Source organism: Planctomycetaceae bacterium (assembly GCA_041398785.1).
Taxonomy (GTDB): domain Bacteria; phylum Planctomycetota; class Planctomycetia; order Planctomycetales; family Planctomycetaceae; genus JAWKUA01.
Genome location: JAWKUA010000008.1, coordinates 1 through 18,381, shown reverse-complemented (window position 1 = coordinate 18,381; position 18,381 = coordinate 1). Strand labels below are relative to the sequence as shown.

Here is an 18,381-nt window from a genome sequence, read left to right as displayed (position 1 = left end):
CATCATTCCCTGGTCAGGGCTTCATCGAGCCCGAACACAGCTCGTGCGGTCGCGGTCCAGGCAGCTTCGTCGATGACGTTGCCACCGTCCCGCTGCTGCTCGTCTTCGAGCGCCAGCAACTGCCGTGCGGTCGAAGGTTCCGCTTCATAGTGCGCTCGCTGCCGTGTCAGGAATTCCTGCAGCGAATGGACCTCTTCTTCGGTTGGAGGACGAACGAGAACCTGTCGAAACAGGCGGATCATCTTCGACCGGTCATCCTGTTCTGCTGACGACAGCGACGCACCCGTCCTGCGAGCGAGATCCATCAGCATGACGTCGTTCAGCAGAGTCAGAGCTTGCAGCGGACTGTTGCTGCGGTCGCGCTGAGCGATGCAGGCCTCTCCGGAAGGAGCATCAAACGTCGAAAACATGGCGAACGGAGCCGTTCGCTTTACGAACGTGTAAACGCTGCGGCGGTACCGGTCTTCTCCTTCACTGGCCGACCATTTCGGGCTGCCGTAAGCGACTTCCGTAACGCCTGCCGGCTGCGGAGGACGCACGGGGGGACCTCCCCGCTTTTCGGAAAACACGCCGGCCGAAACCAGCAGCCGGTCGCGGATGATCTCCGCGTCCAATCGATACCGAGGTGCATAGCTCAGCAAGCGATTCTGCGGGTCGGTCTGCAGTGCCCTGGCCGAGACAACCGAAGTCTGACGATACATGGCACTGCTGACGATTCGGCGATGGAGTTCCTTCAGCGACCAGTGGTCATTGTCACGGAGCGTCACTGCCAGCCAGTCCAGTAATTCCGGATGAGTCGGCGGTTCTCCCTGGAACCCGAAGTCGTCAACCGTTCGGACAATGCCCGTGCCGAATAACGTTGCCCACTGCCGATTGACGACGACGCGCGCGGTCAGCGGATTGTCTCGGGAAACCAGCCACTGGGCGAACTCCAGCCGTGTACCGGCATCCGCATCGCCTCGCAGCACGGCCGGCAGCCCCGCGTGGACTTCTTCCTTCGGCTGCAGGTACTCACCGCGGTGGTGCCGATGCGTGGGCCGGGGATGGTCCGCCGGGCGTTCGCGCATCACGAGTGTCGACGCCGTTTCCGGCCGCTTCTGCAGTGAACGGATCCTGTCGGCGTCTTTGGCGAATTGCGGTACCGTCAACAGGAAGCGCTGGAAAACTGCCTGGCGTTCGTCTTCTGACCACAAAGTACGATCCCGCAGTAGCAGTCGTTCGACTTCGGATGAATGATCGCGAGCTTCCGGAGTTGTTGTTGCATCCGTGGCGGAAAATCGAAACCGGCCCAGCGAGCTTGCGAAGTGGCGACCGAACGTCAGGTGAATGGTCAGCGGCTGACCGGCCGGCACCGGTTCCGAGAAGACAAAGACGGCTACGTGCCGTTCTCCCTGCCGCCCGTGAACCGACCAGCCGGTCTGCACATCACCGTCCAGCGCCAGATCGGCGTTGACCGGGTTATCACCAAACCGGTTCTTCGCATACGACTGCGTGGCCGAAGAAAACGGGAACGTTCGAGCTTGCGGCCGGTCGTTCGGAGTGCCGGATTGTGCCGCAGCGGCATCGGAAGTTGGCGGCTGATTTGACGCAGCCTTGTCGTCGTTTTCGAAGGCAGCGCTGGCGGCGATTTCGGTCAGATAAATCGCCCGGCGTGCCTTCATAGTACGTCGTCCCTGGTCCGTGGGCGGGCAGGCGGTCGTCGGGTAAGGCTTCCAGACGCAGTGCGGTGATCGGTTTGTCTGACGCGGCCAGGCTGATGAAGTAGTCGTCGCGTTTGGCGGTATCGCCGCTGGCGAAGATGGAATCGTCATCCTGAATCGTCAGGATCGGCAGGTTGGACGTGGCTTCAACGGGTTTCAGGCTGGTCCACTGCACGGCGTTGGCGGTTTCGTCGGCGAGCCATTTTTCGAATGCCTCGTCGATGGAAATCCCGGCGTCATCCGGCCACTTGTTCGGCATTTCCGCCAGCAGTTCGGCCGCCTGTTTCCTGTTGTGGTCCCAGGTCTGCTGAAAGTCGTCATCCGGAAGATCCAGCAAAGGTTCGTCGGCGTTGTTCAGCAGCGCCATCAGTTGATAGTACTCGGTCTGCGAAATCGGGTCGTACTTGTGCGTGTGGCACTGACAGCATCCCAGAGTCAGCCCCAGCCAGGTAGTGCCGGTCGTGAAGACTCGATCGGTCATCGCGTGAAAACGAAACTCCATCGGATCGATACCGCCTTCTTCGTTCAGCATTGTGTTGCGATGAAATCCGGTGGCCACGCGCTGCGACGTTGACGCGTTGGGGATCATGTCGCCCGCAAGCTGCTCGATTGTGAACTGATCAAACGCCATGTTGTCGTTGATCGCGCTGATTACCCAGTCGCGGTACGGCCAGATGGAACGGTCGCGGTCTTTTTCGTATCCGTTGCTGTCGGCGTACCGGGCAAGATCCAGCCAGCGCCGCGCCCAGCGTTCGCCGTAGTGCGGTGAATCCAGCAGATGCTGAACAAGCCGCTGCCAGGCGGTTTCGTTTTCCCTCTGCAGCTCCTGCACCCACTGATCGGCTTCGTCCGGAGTCGGCGGCAGACCGATCAGGTCCAGGTAAATCCTGCGAACAAGCGCGTACGGATCCGCTTCGGGCGAAGGTTCCAGTCCGGCGGCTTCGATGCGAGCCAGCACGAAGCGGTCAATTTCGTTGCGGCACCACGCTTCGTTGCTGACCGGCGGAAGATCGGCTTTCACGGGCGGGATGAAAGCCCAGTGCTGCTCCCAGGGTGCTCCCTGTTTCACCCAGCGAACCAGCGTCTGCCGCTGTTCGTCGGTCAGCGATTTTTTCGACGTCGAAGGCGGCATCGCCAGGTCGGGATCGTCCGAGAGGATCCGGGAAACCAGTTCGCTGGCTTCGATGTTTCCAGGCACGACCGCGCGGACGCCGTCTCGCTCATCGAACAGCCCGGCCCGCGTGTCAACTCGCAGGTCCGCTTCGCGAGTCTTCTCATCCGGTCCGTGGCAGTGGAAGCAAGCGTTGGAAAGAATCGGGCGGACATCACGCGTGAAGTCAACAGGGTCATCGGCTGCCGCGCTGTGGGACGCCAGAGCGGTCAGAACCAGAACAGCGAAGGTCGAACTGTGTGTTTTCATGGCGATACTTCGATCTCTGCAAAGCGACTCGACGTCGGCCTTCCCACTGTGCCGGAAGACGAAGTGGCTTCGTCATTCCATTGGAGTATTCTCGCGTGCCGGCAACCCGGAAACCAGTTGACGGTTTCTCGCGGCTCCGGTCTTCGGCTAACACAGGACCGGCCCGACGGCGATTTCGATCCAGCCCCGCCAGCTTGCTCCGGGAGCCAGTACCTGCAGGCCGGCGTCGATGCCCCGCTGCTGCAGGTTGATCGCGTCGGTTGTGCAGGTGTACGGTTCCAGACAAACGGCTGACGTCCAGGGAGGCGTGAAGGCCACGATTTCGCGGAACGAATCGTCGCAGCGCTGCACGACCTGTGCACCGGCGTGTTCATCGATGATCTGACATTCGACGATGCCGTCTTTCGGAACGATGTCAGTGTAGACGTCGTCCAGCTTCAGTGTGTCAAAGTAGGGAGCTTCGATCAGTCGACCGTCTTCCGGCGGCGACAGCAGCTTTCCGGTGGGCAGACATCCCTCCAGCTCCCACCGCTTTCTGACCGGAGCATAAATCGTGCAGTGACCCGGCTTGCTTTCGGCCGCCAGCGGCAACTTGAAGTACGCGTGAGTCCCGAATCCCCACGGCAGCGGCTTGTCGTCCGGGTTGTGGACTGTGATGTCAGCTCGCAGATTGTTGTTGCTGAGCGAATACCGCAGGGTGATCTGAGCATCGGCGGGCCACAGCGAACGTCGCTCCGGTGCGTCATCGCTGAGTTTGAACGTGCCGGTGACCGATGCTTCCGTCTGTTCGACAACTCGCCAGGGTCGATCAAGAGCGAATCCGTGAATGGCGTTGCCATTGTTGAATCCGACCAGCGATTCGGGCAAATCGAACTCCTGACCGTCCCAGGTGAATCTTCCGCTGCGAATCCGATTGGGAAACGGAAACAGCAGAGGAATTCCGCTGTGGCTGACGGGCTTGTCTCCGTGCTCGAACCCGTCGGCGGCGTCGATGACGTTGATGGATTCAGACTCGGAAAGCTTCGCGACAAATTCGAAGCAGTTGAATCCCAGGGCGACAGCGATCTTCGCGTGAGAACCCGTGACCGGGTCAGTGATAACGGCGATTTGCATGAGGTGGAATATTTTCAGAACGAGGGTGGTTGTCCAGCATTGGTCCCGTCATTCCCGCGCGGGAATGACGGAAGTGCGGCTCGGTTCCCGCCACTCGCCTGCGCGGGTGCAGGCTGCGCGGGAATGGCGGGGGTGGAATGGGGCGGGAAAGACACGTGAAGCATACTGTTCAGACGGATGTGGCGATAACCGGACAGCCCTGCTCAATTCCATTCGGGCCTGCTCAATTCCATTCCGGATTCCGCACGTTGTGCGGCAGCAGTCGGTTGGCTCGCTGAAGTTTGCGCGTACACACTTCCCAGATTCCGTAGGGGTCTTCTTCCAGGACGATCGCGTCGGTAGCGGGCAGGTTTCGCCAGTCGCCGCGTTCAATTTCACTTTCGAGCTGGCCGGCACCCCAGCCCGCGTAACCGCAGTAGACTCGAAACACGGCCGCGCTTTTTCCGGAATCACTTTCGCGAACCACGGTTTCGAAGGACTCGTGGCTGCCCGACAGAAAAACGCCCGGTGCGACTTCCTGGTCTTTGGCTCCGATGGCGACGCTGTTATGCAGGATGAACAAAGCCGAGTTTTCGACGGGACCGCCGACGAAGATGGGAGACTGGCACTTCGTTCCCTGGATCTGGCCGGACAGTGCCGCATCGACAGCGATCGATGACGGACGGTTGACCACAAGCCCCATCGCTCCCTCGGCATTGTGTTCGAGCATCAGGACGACGGTGCGATAGAAGTTGGGATCGCGCAGGTGATTTGCCGCGATCAAGAACTGTCCGTGCAGAAACATTTCGGATGATCCTCCAGTCACAGCAGGCTTCACACAGGGCCAGCGCCAGCCCGCGGAACGCAGTCTTCGTGTTCGCAGGCAAGTCGTCTCCCGTCCGCAGCCGCGTTGTGTCGAAGAGGGACGACGGTCAGCCCGTTCGGGACTGTGTCTGACGACAGGTTAAACGAAGTATGGTCTCCGCTACACTTCCCTGCATGATCCGCATTGACGATCTGAGATTCCAGTACCCGCACAGCAGTTTTGCCCTGCACGTGCCGGAACTGCAGATTGAAACCGGCCGCGCGGTGGCAATTGTCGGACCGAGCGGCTCCGGCAAGACGACACTGCTGAACCTGATGGCCGGAATTCGTCCCGCGGATTCCGGCTGTCTTCGCGTAGGCGAAACCGATGTCACCGGACTGACAGAAGGCGGGCGGCGAGCCTTCCGGCTCCGTCACGTCGGTCTGGTGTTTCAGGACTTCGAGCTGATCGAATACCTTAGCGTGCTGGACAATGTTCTGCTGCCGTGCCGGATCGGCAACTCCGTTGCTTTGACTTCGCAGACTCGCGAACGTGCCGCGGCGCTGATTGAGCAGGTGGGGCTGAAGGATCACGTCCGCAAGTCCGTGACCAGGTTGTCTCAGGGCGAACGGCAGCGCGTGGCAATCTGTCGAGCATTGCTGCCGGAACCATGCCTGCTGCTGGCCGATGAACCAACCGGGAACCTCGACCCGGCCACTTCGGACGTCATCATGCAGCTGCTGCTGGACCAGGTGAGATCTCATGGCGCGACTGAGAATTCGTCGGCCGGTTCTGCTGACGATGCAGCGAACGCCCCGACGGCCTCGGAGGGCCATCGTACGAGTGACTGGACGGCCTCGGAGGGCAATCGTACGGGCGGTGCATCGGGTTGGGAGACTCATCGTACGGAACGGAACGCTCGCACGCTGATCATGGTGACTCACGACCATTCGCTGCTGCATCACTTCGACCGCACGATTTCCTTCGATCAGTTTCTCACCGCGCGACACGCGGGCGCCGTGGACGGGAAGGCATCCTGATGCGGCACGCCTTGTATCTTGCCTTCCGTTCGTTGTGGTGGTTCCGCGGGCGAGCGATCACGATCGTCCTGTGTCTGGGGCTGACGCTGTGGCTGCCGATTACCGTTCGGCTGCTGCTGAACCAGTTTCGGACCGACATCCTTGCGCGAGCCGAAGCGACGCCGCTGATCATCGGCGCGCGAGGCAGCCGCATCGATCTGGTGCTGCACGGTCTGTACTTCGACACTGCTCCGCCGGACAACGCGACGATGTCGGAGGCTGACTACGTGCGCGACACCGGCTTCGCGACCGCAATTCCGCTGCACGTGAAGTACAGAACGCAAAGCGTGAATAGCATCGACGGAGTTCCCATCGTCGGCACGTCGGTAGAATACTTCGAATTCCGCGGGCTGCGACTGGCGAAGGGACAATCACTGACACTGCTGGGAGACTGCGTGCTGGGTGCCGACGTGGCCGAACGAATGAATCTGCGGCCCGGCGACAGAATCCTGTCGGCTCCAAAAAACGCGTTCAACCTGGCCGGCGACTATCCGCTGAAGATGAATATCACCGGGATCCTCGCGCGGTCCCATTCGTCCGACGACGACGTTGTGTTCGTCGACATTCGCACGGCCTGGATCATCGACGGGATTGGCCACGGGCATCAGCAGCTTGACACACAAACGGACGCGTCAATGCTGCTGAAGAAGGATGACACGTCCGTCACCGCCAGCGCCGCCGTGCTGCCGTTCACGGAAATCACACCGGACAATATCGATTCGTTTCACTTCCACGGCGACCCCGCGAACTTCCCCGTTTCCGCGGTCATAGCCGTGCCGCGCAACCGCAAGTCGCAGACTCTATTGCTGGGACGTTACGCGTCAGTGCGCAACGATGTCGCTCAGTGCCTGAAGCCCATCGATGTCGTTCACGAATTGCTGAACATCGTGTTTCGAATTGAGCAACTCGTCTGGCTGAGCGCCGTGCTGTCCTCGATTGTGACCGCAGTGCTGCTGGGACTGGTGCTGCTGCTTTCAATCCGGCTGCGCGCGGCAGAGATGCGCACGATGTTCAAGCTCGGCTGCAGTCGCGGCACCATCGCCATGTTGCTGGGAACGGAACTGATGCTGATGCTGCTTGCGGGTCTGCTGCTGGCGGCGGGAAGTGCCTGGCTGACCAGCTGGGTTGCGTCGGATTCGCTGCGACGGATATTGTTTTGACGGTCGGTTCGCGCTGCCTGCCTGAACCTGCCGCTGTGCTTCCTTCCGATGGTCTCCAGTCCCTCCTTCCAGGAATCCCGCCATGCCCACTCGCCGTCAGTTCCTTGGTGCTTCCGCCGCGATCGCTGTTGCTTCGACTCTCCCGCGAATCAGCCAGGCCGCTCAGCCGTCGTCCGCGCGAAAAAAGGTTGCTTTCATCGGCACCGTTGTGCGCGAACATTCTCACGCTCAGCATTTCCTGGATCGTCTGACGTTCGGCTATGCCTGGCGCGGTCACTGGCAGGCGCCTCGCGTCGATGTCGCTTCCGTCTACGTCGATCAGTTCCCCGAAAGCGATCTCGCGAAGGACCGCATCGCCCGGCACAACCTGAAACAGTTCGACACGATCAAAGACGCCCTGACGCTGGGTGGAACGAACCTGGCAGTAGACGGCGTTGTCATCATCGGCGAACACGGCAGGTACCCGGATAACGACAAGGGACAAAAGCGATATCCGCGCTACAAGTGGTTCAAGGAAGTGGTGGATGTCTTCGAATCCAGCGGCCGCGCCGTTCCCGTGTTCAACGACAAGCACCTGTCGACGGAGTGGGATGAATGCGTCGAAATGGTTGAGGATTCCAAACGGCTGAAATTTCCGTTCCTTGCCGGTTCATCGCTGCCGGTGACGTGGCGGCTGCCGTCGCTCGACATGCCCTTCAACGCCGACCTGAAGGAAAGCGTCTGCGTCGCGTACGGCGGAATCGACAGCTACGACTTCCACGCGTACGAAACGGCGCAATGCATGTCCGAACGTCGCAGAGGCGGCGAGGTCGGCATCAGTCAGGTCCACGCGCTGAAGGGCGACGCCCTGTGGACCGCTCTGGAAGCCGACAACCGCGCGACGACGCGCGATTTGTTCGTGTCCGCTCTGACATGCAGCCACAATCTTCCGGTCCAGGGCGGTTTCCCCACAGATGCCGTCACCTACGAATGGGCGAAGAAGGCTCTGCCCGACACGACCGGCGTCTTCGTGCAGCACCGCGATGGTTTCCGTTCGGCCATTTTTCTGACGGCGATTCAGGACTTCAACTACGCCGGACTGCTGGGCAACGGCGAACTCGTGGCCTGCCAGATGTACCTGCCGATGCCCACCCACGGTTCGACCACGGCAGACTTCTTCAACCCGCTGACTCGCCATATCGAAGACACAGTTCTGACCGGCAAAGCGCCGTATCCGGTGGAACGAACGTTGTTGACGTCAGGGATGGTCATCGCGGGAGTCGATTCGCTGCACGCCGGACAGAAGCCTGTCGATACGCCGCAAATGTCCGTCCGCTACACCGCTCCGGAGGCTTCGACGTACTGGCGAGCGTGATCGCTGATCGCATCGATGTTGAACGGCGAGAATTCGTCAGCGATCACTGTTGTCTGATTCGAATCGCCCCGGTCATGGTGCGAAGCGAGAGGTCCCGAAGTTCGCGATCATGAATCGTCAGGGCGAAAAGTATCCGGCAAAAGTACACTGCGCCTCGCCGCGTTTCCCAGCCAACGACACTCTGAGACCAGAACATGAAAACCGCAACCGGCACGACTGTGATTCGAAACGGCCAGATTGTCGACGGCACAGGAGCCGCCGCCATCCCTGACGGCGCTGTGGTGATTACTGACGGACTCATCAGCTACGTTGGCGCAGCGTCGAATGTTCCCGCCCTTCCATCCGATGCCGAAATCATCGATGCCCGCGGCGGGACGATCATGCCGGGGCTCGTCGAAGCTCACTTCCACGCGACGTACTTCAATATCCGGGCACTGGAAGACCTGGACATCAAATACCCGGTCGAATACGTCAGTCTGCTGTCGTCGGTCAATTGCCGCCTGGCTCTGGAATGCGGCTACACGGCGGCTCGATCGGGCGGCTGTCTGTTCAACGTGGATGTGTGGCTGAAGAAGGCCATTGACAGCGATCTGATCCCCGGTCCCAGACTGTCGTCGTCCGGCCGCGAAATCTGTTCGGCCGGCGGACTGATGGACTGGAATCCGGAATTCCGCAAGATCGGCATGGAAGGCCTGGTGTTCATCATCAACGGCGCCGACGACGCCCGTCGCGCCGTGCGATCGCTGGTGAAGGACGGAGTCGAATGGGTCAAGACCTACCCGACCGGCGACGCGGCGGCTCCCGACACCAACGACCATCACACGCTGTGCATGACGTTTGACGAAATGAACGCCGTGGTGCAGACGGCTCACAACCACGGCATGAAAGTCACCGGCCACTGCCGCGCAACGGAAGGCATCAGGAATGCCCTGCGAGCCGGCTATGACACGCTGGAACACGCCACGTTTATGGACGACGAAGCGATGGACATGCTGCTGGCGCGCGACGTTCCGGTGGTTCCCGCGCTGTACTTCGAAAAGGCCAGCGTCGAACGCGGCCCGGAGTTCGGTCTTCCTCAAAAGGTCATCGACGGCCACCAGGAAACGCTGGACGGAGGAGCCGAAAGCGCTCTTCGAATCCTGCGAGCCGGCGGTCGAGTGGGCATGGGCGGCGACTATGGCTTCGGCTGGAATCCTCACGGCGACTACGCTCGCGAACTGACGTTCTTCGTCAACGATGTCGGTTTTACTCCGCTGGAAACGATCATGTGCGCGACAAAAACCGGAGCCGAAATCATGGGCCGCGGTGACGAATTCGGCACGCTGGAACCCGGCAAGCTGGCCGACGTGCTGGTTGTCGACGGAGACGTGCTCGCGGACATCTCGCTGCTGGAAGACCGCGACCGCATCATCGCCGTTCTGCAGGGCGGCATCACCAAAGCCGGCCGCCTCGCCCCGCGCCAACGCACGGAAGTGACCGTGCAGGGGTGAGTTCATGCCGTGGGACCGCGCGCCGCGGGGCCGGTTGAGGATCGATCGTCGAGATATCCCGGGTCAGAAAGCGGCGCACCTGCGCGGCCGTAGTCCGCCAGAAGACGCATCGTCGTTGTCCGCAGGCACGTGAAGCTTGGACCGGGGCAGTGCCTGTTTTTTTCGAGGCCGGGCCATCTCCACAATTCCCGTTGAGGCTCGTGTTCCTGTCAATCGCCTTCGGATCATGAAACAGCCAAAAAATAGCTAAACAACATTGATTATGTGGCCAAAAGTGGTATTATTGCGCAGGAAGAGCAGGAGAATCCGGTGTCGAAGAAAACAATGACTCTGAATCTCACGAGCGAAGAAATGGCGGTGCTGGACGAGCTGGCAAAGCGTAAGGATCTATCGAAAACAGGGGTCCTCCGCCAGGCGTTGCGACTTTACCAGCTCGTCGATTCCAGAGTTCGCGACGGCGAAAAGCTGGTTTTTGAAGACGAAAAGCAGGACAAGAAATCGGAGGTCGTCGTGCTGTGAATACTGAACGAGTCCGCATCATTCGCCGGGTAGACAATGCGCTCGTGGATGCGGAGCTGCTCGATAATCTTGAAGCCAGCGATCTGCTCCTGGTGGAACGGCAATGGGAAGCAACACGGCACACGGTTCATCAGAAGCTGCTAATGGCAGGAATATCGCGAAGGAAGTGGCCCGAGAGCCTGCACTGGAACTGGTGTTCCAAATCGGCTCAGTTGAAGCAGCTCGCGGTACGCGGTTTCGGCATCACAATGGGGGGTCACTGGCAGGCGGTGTGTCTGACAGACTGCGTCAGCTACACATGCAGGAAGCCGGACAATCTGGGAAAGCCCCTGGTTTATCTGGACTTCATCGAAGTTGCTCCGTGGAACTGGACAATCGACGAAATCGGGCAGACGGCTGAATTTGGTGCCTGTGGGCCGATTCTGTTTGATCGCGTTGAGCAGCAGAGCAGGGAAGAGGGATTCAAAGGGCGAATCGGTCTTCACGCATTGCCTCAGGCAGAGCGGTTCTACGAGGAGAAATGCGGGATGACGCCGCTTGGAAGGGACGCATCGAAACAGGGGTTGCTGTACTTCGAAAAACCCTGACCGAAGGATCCGCTCGGTTTGCGGAGCTTGGAGTCACGGACTTATTCACCCGGCTCGCGGGGTGCGGAACAATGACAGATCAAAACAAACGAACCAATCCTGAATGGCTGAAGGCATCAGCGAATAACGAAGCAGAATGCGGATCGATCTCCGTTGGCGGCCTGGCAACACGGTTTGGATTCTATGATCCCGATGACCAGAAGGGGCCAGCCGTATTCGGCCAGCTTGTGGAATTTGCTCGTCGGCGCCTGCGGCTCAGCGTTGAGCAGCTTGCAGCGGACGCCGACGTCGATGTCGAAGAACTCGTGCTGATTGAACGTGGAGAATGCTGTGATCCAAGTCCCCGAACGGTGCATAAACTGGCGGAGATATTCCGGTTGCCGACCGGGGCGGTGGCTGAAATTGCGGGGCTGGTCCGGCGCAGACACGATCGCCTTGGACATGCAGCATATCTGTTCGCTGCGCGATCCGAACCGATGGCCGCCCTGACCGAGGAAGAAGAACGAGCGTACGAAGAGTTCGTGAAGGTCATCATTGAATCAACAGAAGTGGAGTAAGTGGATGTTCGGAACAGGAGTGAAGTAGCGGACACATGTTGAGACCCAGTCCACCGCATCTGCCGGATGCGGGGAGGCACCTGTACGCTGCAGAAAGATACTCCCGCCTTTGAGGCTGCCCTTTTGTTCGCCGCAGAACCGCAAACCCGTTCGGCACTCGATGTGCACTGAAACGGGCTGGGCAGCGGGTCGGGGTGATCGGGAGGCAGCGGCGCAGTGGCGAACTTCTTTCTGGCCTATGACGCGTCGACTCACGGGGACTGGGTCGCACACTATGCCGCGCGGATCGTGTCACAGTGCGCAGAACGCACACTGCACGTGGTCCATGTGCAGGATGGACGCCGTTCTGTCAGCGACTGTCAGATTGGACTGCAACATCTGCAGGCCGAGTCGCGGCGGCTGAAGGTCGAACTTCAGGTTCTTGAAGTTCCCATGCAGGTTTCGGTGGAACACACGATCTGCAACACCGTGCCGCGCGGGCCGGACAGTGTGCTGATCTGCGGAACTCGGGGTCGCGAGCGAAGTCGCGGGCTGTTCACGGGCAGTCTGTCCGAACGAATGCTGCGATTGTGCCACTGCCGGATGCTGGCTATCCACGTGGCTCTGCCCGGACTGCTGGGTGCTCCGCGCCGATTGCTGCTGCCGGTGTCCGGTCATCCTCGCGGATTCTGTCATGGTCTGCCGTTTCTGAAGATGCTGGCTCGCGATGCGGCGGAGCTGCATTTGCTGTTTGTCGAACCCGTCAGCCGCCGGCGCCTGCGGCTGTTGTCCGGATCGGCTGTCGAATCGCTCAAGACGGCGGGCCGCGAATACTGCCGTCGGATCGAAGCGGAGATCCTGACGGAGCTGCCTTCGTCGCCGTCCTTGCTGGATGCATTGGTGACGGTTTCCGACAACGTGCCGCGGGAGATCGTTGTGGCGGCCAGCCGTCTGCACGCTCAACTGATTCTGCTGGGTGCATCGGAACGGCATCTCACGGAACGAATACTTCACGGCAATCCGATCGAACAGGTTCTGCGGACCGCCACGTGTGACGTCGCCATCTATCGAGGTGTCACATGAACTCCGAGCGCGGCCAGATTCATGAAGTCGAACCGGACGCGGTGTTTGACCTGCTGCGGACGCGGCCGTCCGGTCTGACAGCGGACGAAGCCCGGCAGCGACAACGGGACGTCGGCCCCAACGCTCTGGATTTGCCCGATCGCTGGCGATGGGCGCGACCTCTTGCCAGGCAGTTTCTGAACTTCTTCAGCCTGTTGCTGGATGTTGCGGCGGCCGCCTGCTTCGTGGCGGAATCAGTCCAGCCCGGCGAAGGTATGCAGGTTCTGGGATGGGCGCTGCTGACGGTTTCGGTGCTGAATGCTCTGTTCGCGTTCGCTCAGGAGATGCGGGCCGAGCATGCGATGGACGAACTGCGGCGCTATCTGCCTCAATCTGTCCGAGTCCGTCGTGACGGTCGTGACGAACAGATCACCGCTGAACAGCTCGTTCCCGGCGATGTGATGCTGCTCGGCGAAGGCGACCGGATTTCCGCCGACGCACGGCTGGTGGAATCCGAAGCACTGCTGATCAACAACGCTCCGCTGACCGGTGAGTCGCGGTCTCAGGCGGCCACGGCAGCGGGGGCTTCCGGACGACTGACGGACAGTCCGAATATGGCGTTCGCCGGATGTTCCGTCATGCGCGGCCACGGCACGTCGGTTGTCGTCGCCACAGGTCACAGAACTCAGTTCGGAAGTCTGGCGGCTCTGTCGCGAGACGTCCGCCGGCCGCCGTCGCCCATCGAACGCGAAACGGCCCACATGATTCGCGTGCTGACAGTCATCGCGGTTGTGATGGGCGTGCTGTTCTTCGCCTACGGTGTCGCGATCGGCCGGTCGCTGTGGGTGAATATCGTGTTCATGCTGGGAATCATTGTGGCGAACGTACCCGAAGGATTGCTGCCGACGTTCACGCTGGCGCTGTCGGTGGCGGGTCTTCGAATGGCCCGCCACCAGGTTCTGGTCCGGAACCTGGAAGCCATCGAGGCTCTGGGAGCGACGCATGTTGTCTGCACCGACAAGACCGGGACTCTGACCAGAAATGAGCTGGCGATTACGGGTCTGATCAATCCGATGTCGGGCCGGCCTCTGAGCGATGAGAACCGCGTGAGACCATTCCTCCAGGCGGCTTTGATCGCGTCGGAAGTTCGCGAACATCAGGCCGCCGGCGTCATCGCACGGTCAGCGGTGGAGACGGACGTTTCCGGCGGCGAACAGTCTGGAAATCAGGCTCGCTGGTCGGGAGATCCGCTGGACGTTGCCGTCGCCCGGATGTACGCCGGACGCCTGGGAGATCCCGGCCGGATCATCGCGGAGACTCGCCGCCACTTCCCCTTCGACCTGGAACGTCGGCGCGAAGCGGGGATTCTGGAAAGCCCGGATGGAATTCTGTTTGCCGTTAAAGGTGCGTGGGAATCGCTGCGGCCGCTGATTGGAACGGTGGAAACGTCCGAGGCTGACGAAGCCGTGCCCGCCAGCGACGACGCCCTCCGCCAGTGCGACGAAATCGTGCAGCGTCTTTCGGCCAGCGGACTGCGGTTGATCGCAGTGGCGTCGCGGCAACTCGTGGCTCTTCCGGATCCCGAACTTCCGCCCGATCCGCTGGAACGTTCACTTCGTCTGCACGGGTTCATGGCCCTTGATGATCCGTTGCGGGACGAAGTGCCCGGCGCCGTGCGAGCCTGCCATGGCGCAGGCGTTCGCGTGCTGCTGATTACCGGCGACCACCCCGACACAGCCGCCGCCGTCGCACGGTCATGTGGAATCCTGAGTCCCGAACAGGCCGAAGAAGACTTTGTACTTCACGGCAGCGAACTGGAATCCATGCGCGAGGACCAGCTTGTTGAGCGTCTGCGTGCCGGAGTCGCCGTGTTTGCTCGCACGACACCCGAGCAAAAAATGAAGATCGTCACTGGCCTGAAACGACTCGGACACGTAGTGGCCATGACGGGCGACGGCGTCAACGATGCTCCCGCACTGAAGGCCGCCGATGTGGGAATCGCCATGGGTCTGAGCGGGACCGACGTTGCCCGCGAGGCTGCGGACATTGTCCTGCTGGACGACAACTTCGCGTCCATCGTGGCCGGCATCGCCGGCGGGCGAGCCGTCTTCGACAACATGAAGAAGTTCACCACATATGTGCTCACCAGTAACATTCCGGAAATCGTCCCGTTTCTGTTGTACGTTGTTCTGCCCGTTCCGCTGGCTCTGACCATCGTGCAGATTCTGTGCATCGATCTGGGGACGGACCTGTTGCCCGCGATCGGTCTCGGACAGGAGCCTCCCGACAGCGAATGCATGAAGCGGCCGCCAAGGCGACTGGATCAGCGGCTGTTGTCGCTGCCCGTCATGGCGACGTCCTATCTGTTTCTGGGGATGATTCAGGCGGCGTGGTCGCTGACGCTGTTCTTTCTTGTGCTGCATCAGGGGAACTGGAAGTGGGGTCAGGAACTCAGCATTCACGACCCGCTGTATCATTCCGCGACGGGAATCACGCTGTCGGCAATTATGCTGATGCAGATCGGAAACGTTGTCGGCCGCCGATCACTGCGTCGCTCGGGACTTGACCTGCGATTGTTCAGTAACCGGCTGATCGTCGGCGGCATGGTCCTGGAATTGACGTTCTCGTGGGCAATCCTCTACTTCCCGCCCGCCAGAGAATTCCTGCGGACCGGACCGGTGGCTCCGGAAATCTATGCTCTCGCCTTCCTCGGCATCCCGCTGATCTTCCTGCTCGACCTGCTTCGCAAACGCCTTGTCACGCGGTGATGGCTGTCAAAAGCCGCATCGAAACGGAACGCCGATGAAGAAGGGTAATCTGCGAAATGGCCGGACGTTTCGTCTGGTGCGACTCGCTTCGTCGCAGCGACGTGATGCCGTCACGCCGCAGTTGCAAACAAAATGGCCAGCAGCGTCATGGCGACGTCCACAATGAAGCGACCTCGCCAGAAAAATCGGACGGCTGTGTCTGAACCAAACACAGCTTTCACCAGCAGCGCAAGGTAGGTGTTGCAGCAGATAGAGATTCCGAAGGCAATCGTGCCGACCACCAACGTCTGGGTCACGTCGGTCGGCGCAAGCTGCCGGACCTGACCTCGCTCGATGAGCATTGCTTCCAGGAACACAACGAAGCCCATCGCCATCGCAATGTGAAAGATCCACCAGCCGGCTGCGAGAATCCGGATGGCTCTGTTCCCGACCGAAGCCCCCGACGCCACGGCAACACCGATCGGACGCCGGCCCGTCACTGTGGCATACCACATTCGTTTCAGGAACGAATACTCCCCGAACGCAATGGCCAGCGCCACAACGGCCAGAATCGGGGGCGTTCTGATCAGCATGACGCCGCCGACCAGAAGTGTCAGGAGTGTGCCGAGAATCGTTCCCAGCCAGGCTTCGACATGATGCAGCCATGCAAGGTCTACTTCTGCTGCCGTGAAAACTTCGCGCGGCGGAGTGATTCCATCGCCCGTCGCCTCAAATTCCCGGTTGGTCGTTCCATCCGCAGATGCGGCCCGATACCAGGACATAACTTCAGGCTCGCTGAGCGTCGGAGACACGCTTCTTTCTTCCGTATGATCGGCTCACGGACTCTTCGCGGATCGTGTCTTCCGGCGACCTTCGCCCCACCGGCCACCCCGGCTTCCGGACGATTCGTTCCGTGGAACTTCGACAGCTCTTACTTCTCTGGACCTGATGGATGCGGGTGTGGCTTGTTTCGCCATTTGGCGTGCCCGCAATGGACGCATGACGACGCGAAATGATTGGACATATACCACTTGCAGAAGAACATCCGGCCGCAGTTTGGACACCTCCACCAGGAGATCGTCATCGCACTGGCGACCCACAGTGCGCCCGAGACCATGACAGCGCCAAGGAAGACACCCGTCGTGATGTTGGGGCCGACGCCCAAACCATAGCACAACCCCATGAGCAACGTGAGAAGCCCCGGAACCAGGATGAAAGCTCCCAGGAACCATCGAAGCGCCCAGCGGTAGGTTGTCCATTCATCTTTGGCCAACGACGTATCACCTGTTTCGACCCATCGCACGGTCGCTGAGCCGCCTTGCCTTTGGCGGGCTGAAGCTTCTGGCCCCAAGGATAACATCCGTCACGGCTGTGTGGCACTGTCGCAGGATTGGAGATTGACAGAATTCTGAAGTGTGCCACCGGCGGTGCCAGTGCGTTCGCACCGTGCCAACCCTCGCATACTCAGAAGTGGGACACTCCGCGCCGTGGCGACCGATCGCCGTGCTGCCGCCGTCGCCGTCGACGAAAGGAACAAGCCGACCAGCCCAGCATCGCGCGCTTGGGCCAGCGATCCAGCCTCATCCGGGAGCGACTGAAACTGAAGGATCGCCCACGGCAACGGCCCCCGATCCGAAGCCACACGTTCCTTCAGCCAGCCGAGCGGCGACACTGCACTCGCGGTGCCGGATGGTCCTCGATCGTCGGATGAGGTTCTGCGCAGGCTAAACCGCAAACCAGTTGAGAGTTCTGAACTGAACTTCCATATTTGCCAACAGGTCGTCGTAAAATCCAATCAGGACATCCGGAGCTGCGTCTGTTCCGTCCAGGCCTCGGTTCTCAACCCATTCGAGGTACGTAACTCTTTCCTCCTGCCAAAAGTACTGATGTCGGTGGTGATTTGGTTCAGAAATAAGGCTTGGGATGTTATGAAGGAATTCATACTCGGCTTTCGCCCATTGCAGGTTGTCTCCTTTAATCGCCAGCCCCAGTGCAGTCATTCCCCGTGTGAACAGAGCAACGTACATCGCGTCAATCTCATTCATAGAGTTCATGTTACGTTGGCAGTGAACTGCGCTGCGGTTGGGTGAATCGCCCCTCCAGTGGCCGGACACCCTCACATTCGCCCGTTGCTACTGCGGCAGGCATGTCGAGCCGTGACGGTGACGAATGTCGATATCACTCGCGTGGGTCGAAAGCAGCTGCTGTGTCTTGTGGCAATGCAGAATTCGCCATCTTAGCGTTCTCCCTCATTGCATGTCAGCGTCGTGTTCGCGAATGCTGTAGGTCGCCAGCTGATAGGCTACTTCGGGCCGTCTGACGAATTGAAGTAGCGAAACACTCGCTCTCCTGCAATCACTGCGAACACGATTGAGGCGAGGGCCAACATTCCGGTCAGTGAGCGGGAGCCGTGACGGTCGTGCAATACACGTACGATGATGGCGAGGAAAAGAAAGACAGCCATGACAGCGAACCACGACTTGACAAGGACATTCATGGCTAACTCCAGATACTTAAAGAATGACGTCGTGAAGAATTCGCCACGCCCCAGGCAACAAGGTGGGCACCCTCGAGATTCCGCGGACGGATATCGCAATGACTGTTTCAGTTGAGCCAGCTCCCATAAGACGGGCCAAGAGTGCGCTGTTGAAAGAGGAGGCGTAGACGCCTCGCCCAAACAACCCCGCACCGGCGTTGATCGTGCCGCTGGCAGTAATAGACTGGGCGGCAGCTGTGGACGTGAAATGATAAATCGTTGAAGGAAAGTAGGTTACGATGAAGGCCGCAGCATGCAGTGCATGTGCCCCGACATGGGCTGAAACGTTCGCTG

General features: G+C 60.3%; 17 protein-coding genes. 9 read left to right on the top strand and 8 right to left on the bottom strand.

Features of this window, described 5'->3' with window-relative positions; translation table 11 throughout:
* Positions 1-2: 2 nt before the first annotated feature.
* The 4 genes from R3C19_10995 to R3C19_10980 form a co-directional block, all read right to left on the bottom strand.
* Positions 3-1,424: a DUF1553 domain-containing protein gene (locus R3C19_10995; GenBank protein MEZ6060882.1), complete on the bottom strand. Its 1,422-nt coding sequence runs from the start codon at positions 1,422-1,424 to the stop codon at positions 3-5.
* 37 nt (positions 1,425-1,461) lie between these two features.
* The gene (locus R3C19_10990) at positions 1,462-3,120 is read right to left on the bottom strand and encodes a DUF1549 domain-containing protein (GenBank protein ID MEZ6060881.1); all 1,659 of its coding nucleotides are present in this window, start codon (positions 3,118-3,120) and stop codon (positions 1,462-1,464) included.
* Positions 3,121-3,267: 147 nt separating this feature from the next.
* Entirely contained in the window at positions 3,268-4,233 is a 966-nt protein-coding gene (locus R3C19_10985) for an aldose 1-epimerase (protein ID MEZ6060880.1), read from the bottom strand.
* A gap of 223 nt (positions 4,234-4,456) precedes the next feature.
* Positions 4,457-5,017 carry a YqgE/AlgH family protein gene (locus R3C19_10980; protein ID MEZ6060879.1) on the bottom strand — a complete coding sequence of 187 codons (561 nt, stop codon included), beginning with the start codon at positions 5,015-5,017 and terminating at the stop codon, positions 4,457-4,459.
* A gap of 194 nt (positions 5,018-5,211) precedes the next feature.
* Here R3C19_10980 and R3C19_10975 point away from each other — a divergent pair, with 194 nt between their 5' ends.
* The 9 genes from R3C19_10975 to R3C19_10935 all read left to right on the top strand — a co-directional run bounded on the left by R3C19_10975 (position 5,212) and on the right by R3C19_10935 (position 15,572).
* Positions 5,212-6,057, top strand: a complete 846-nt coding sequence (locus R3C19_10975) for an ABC transporter ATP-binding protein (GenBank protein MEZ6060878.1) — start codon at positions 5,212-5,214, stop codon at positions 6,055-6,057.
* Positions 6,057-7,256: an ABC transporter permease gene (locus R3C19_10970; GenBank protein ID MEZ6060877.1), complete on the top strand. Its 1,200-nt coding sequence runs from the start codon at positions 6,057-6,059 to the stop codon at positions 7,254-7,256. Before R3C19_10975 ends, R3C19_10970 begins: the two co-directional genes overlap by 1 nt.
* Positions 7,257-7,338: 82 nt before the next feature.
* Positions 7,339-8,610, top strand: a complete 1,272-nt coding sequence (locus R3C19_10965) for a hypothetical protein (protein MEZ6060876.1) — start codon at positions 7,339-7,341, stop codon at positions 8,608-8,610.
* A gap of 194 nt (positions 8,611-8,804) precedes the next feature.
* A complete protein-coding gene (locus R3C19_10960; protein ID MEZ6060875.1) occupies positions 8,805-10,100 on the top strand; it encodes an amidohydrolase family protein in 1,296 nt (431 codons plus the stop codon).
* Between the two features lie 309 nt (positions 10,101-10,409).
* On the top strand, positions 10,410-10,619 hold the full coding sequence (locus tag R3C19_10955; protein MEZ6060874.1) for a ribbon-helix-helix protein, CopG family: 210 nt from the start codon (positions 10,410-10,412) through the stop codon (positions 10,617-10,619).
* Positions 10,616-11,206 carry a hypothetical protein gene (locus R3C19_10950; GenBank protein MEZ6060873.1) on the top strand — a complete coding sequence of 197 codons (591 nt, stop codon included), beginning with the start codon at positions 10,616-10,618 and terminating at the stop codon, positions 11,204-11,206. The genes R3C19_10955 and R3C19_10950 overlap by 4 nt, the downstream gene beginning before the upstream one ends.
* A 71-nt stretch (positions 11,207-11,277) precedes the next feature.
* Positions 11,278-11,763 (top strand): helix-turn-helix transcriptional regulator, encoded by a 486-nt coding sequence (locus tag R3C19_10945; protein ID MEZ6060872.1) that lies wholly within the window; start codon positions 11,278-11,280, stop codon positions 11,761-11,763.
* Between the two features lie 216 nt (positions 11,764-11,979).
* Positions 11,980-12,825, top strand: a complete 846-nt coding sequence (locus R3C19_10940; GenBank protein ID MEZ6060871.1) for a universal stress protein — start codon at positions 11,980-11,982, stop codon at positions 12,823-12,825.
* Positions 12,822-15,572, top strand: coding sequence for a cation-transporting P-type ATPase (locus R3C19_10935; protein ID MEZ6060870.1), 2,751 nt, complete (start codon positions 12,822-12,824; stop codon positions 15,570-15,572). The genes R3C19_10940 and R3C19_10935 overlap by 4 nt, the downstream gene beginning before the upstream one ends.
* Before the next feature lie 110 nt (positions 15,573-15,682).
* On the opposite strand, the gene R3C19_10930 is transcribed toward R3C19_10935, so the two are convergent.
* The 4 genes from R3C19_10930 to R3C19_10915 form a co-directional block, all read right to left on the bottom strand.
* On the bottom strand, positions 15,683-16,363 hold the full coding sequence (locus R3C19_10930) for a hypothetical protein (protein ID MEZ6060869.1): 681 nt from the start codon (positions 16,361-16,363) through the stop codon (positions 15,683-15,685).
* Positions 16,364-17,275: 912 nt separating this feature from the next.
* Positions 17,276-17,596: a hypothetical protein gene (locus R3C19_10925; protein MEZ6060868.1), complete on the bottom strand. Its 321-nt coding sequence runs from the start codon at positions 17,594-17,596 to the stop codon at positions 17,276-17,278.
* 257 nt (positions 17,597-17,853) lie between these two features.
* Positions 17,854-18,048: a hypothetical protein gene (locus R3C19_10920; GenBank protein ID MEZ6060867.1), complete on the bottom strand. Its 195-nt coding sequence runs from the start codon at positions 18,046-18,048 to the stop codon at positions 17,854-17,856.
* A 16-nt stretch (positions 18,049-18,064) separates the two neighbouring features.
* On the bottom strand, positions 18,065-18,381 hold a 317-nt coding region (locus R3C19_10915; protein ID MEZ6060866.1), incomplete at its 5' end, for a hypothetical protein.

What these genes read in the sequence shown, in the direction of transcription:
- R3C19_10990 (MEZ6060881.1), bottom strand. Translation starts at nt 3,120, where the DNA reads ATGAAAACACACAGTTCGACCTTCGCTGTTCTGGTTCTGACCGCTCTG.
- R3C19_10985 (MEZ6060880.1), bottom strand. Translation starts at nt 4,233, where the DNA reads ATGCAAATCGCCGTTATCACTGACCCGGTCACGGGTTCTCACGCGAAG.
- R3C19_10980 (MEZ6060879.1), bottom strand. Translation starts at nt 5,017, where the DNA reads ATGTTTCTGCACGGACAGTTCTTGATCGCGGCAAATCACCTGCGCGAT.
- R3C19_10975 (MEZ6060878.1), top strand. Translation starts at nt 5,212, where the DNA reads ATGATCCGCATTGACGATCTGAGATTCCAGTACCCGCACAGCAGTTTT.
- R3C19_10970 (MEZ6060877.1), top strand. Translation starts at nt 6,057, where the DNA reads ATGCGGCACGCCTTGTATCTTGCCTTCCGTTCGTTGTGGTGGTTCCGC.
- R3C19_10965 (MEZ6060876.1), top strand. Translation starts at nt 7,339, where the DNA reads ATGCCCACTCGCCGTCAGTTCCTTGGTGCTTCCGCCGCGATCGCTGTT.
- R3C19_10960 (MEZ6060875.1), top strand. Translation starts at nt 8,805, where the DNA reads ATGAAAACCGCAACCGGCACGACTGTGATTCGAAACGGCCAGATTGTC.
- R3C19_10945 (MEZ6060872.1), top strand. Translation starts at nt 11,278, where the DNA reads ATGACAGATCAAAACAAACGAACCAATCCTGAATGGCTGAAGGCATCA.
- R3C19_10935 (MEZ6060870.1), top strand. Translation starts at nt 12,822, where the DNA reads ATGAACTCCGAGCGCGGCCAGATTCATGAAGTCGAACCGGACGCGGTG.
- R3C19_10925 (MEZ6060868.1), bottom strand. Translation starts at nt 17,596, where the DNA reads ATGAATGAGATTGACGCGATGTACGTTGCTCTGTTCACACGGGGAATG.
- R3C19_10920 (MEZ6060867.1), bottom strand. Translation starts at nt 18,048, where the DNA reads ATGAATGTCCTTGTCAAGTCGTGGTTCGCTGTCATGGCTGTCTTTCTT.